Here is a 698-nt window from a genome sequence, read left to right as displayed (position 1 = left end):
GGAGAGGTGAACTATGACAAAAGTATGCGTGACACAGCCTTGTTCGATGCGGCGCGTATTCAGGCTCGTTATGGTTGGATGAAAGACGTGGCATATACACATATTCATCAGGGCATGCCAGAAGTTATCGACCAATTATTTGTTTCAGAAGAGTTTTTGCTTGACAGTAAGTTTTCGCTAGGCCATGTAGAACGTGTGGATTATTTTAATGATCACTTAAAGTGGGATTATGATGATAGAGTCACTGACCATGGTATTGTTCGAGCAAAGATAAGACTTCACAATTAACCGTACAACATAACGAGTCAAATTATCAATAGGTACATTATCATCTAATCTATTCACGCCCCTTGTTTGATAATGTGCAAGTGTTTATGATGCTCCCTCATCGAATTTAGTAGCAACAATACTTACTATTAAATTGACATTAGTATGCTGGTTTAATGTTAGTGTTATTCGATGAAGATCATATCTATAAATAATAGGGCGTAATAACAAGAGGTTCATAATGAGTGATCATAAAGACGACAAAATAGAAGACATATTGGTCGATTCAGAATTGGCTAAGAAGTTGGTACCAAACAAGTTCAAGTTTACAAGCCAGCAAGGTCGAGTACGCCGTCAAAAACTGCTGATGGGCGCAAAAAAACTGAGTGAGACTCGCTCTATTAATGATATTAGCTTGGCTGATGTGTGTG

At 38.1% G+C, this 698-nt stretch carries 2 pseudogenes; both read left to right on the top strand.

Going from position 1 to position 698, the window contains the following annotated elements:
• Nucleotides 1–288: pseudogene (locus tag ACS8FD_RS20735) on the top strand (endonuclease/exonuclease/phosphatase family protein); the annotation flags it as partial.
• 220 nt (nt 289–508) lie between these two features.
• A pseudogene (locus tag ACS8FD_RS20730) lies at nt 509–698 on the top strand (TetR/AcrR family transcriptional regulator); the annotation flags it as partial.

This window comes from Psychrobacter sp. 1U2 (assembly GCF_051847575.1).
This window is presented reverse-complemented; position numbering and strand designations above follow the sequence as displayed.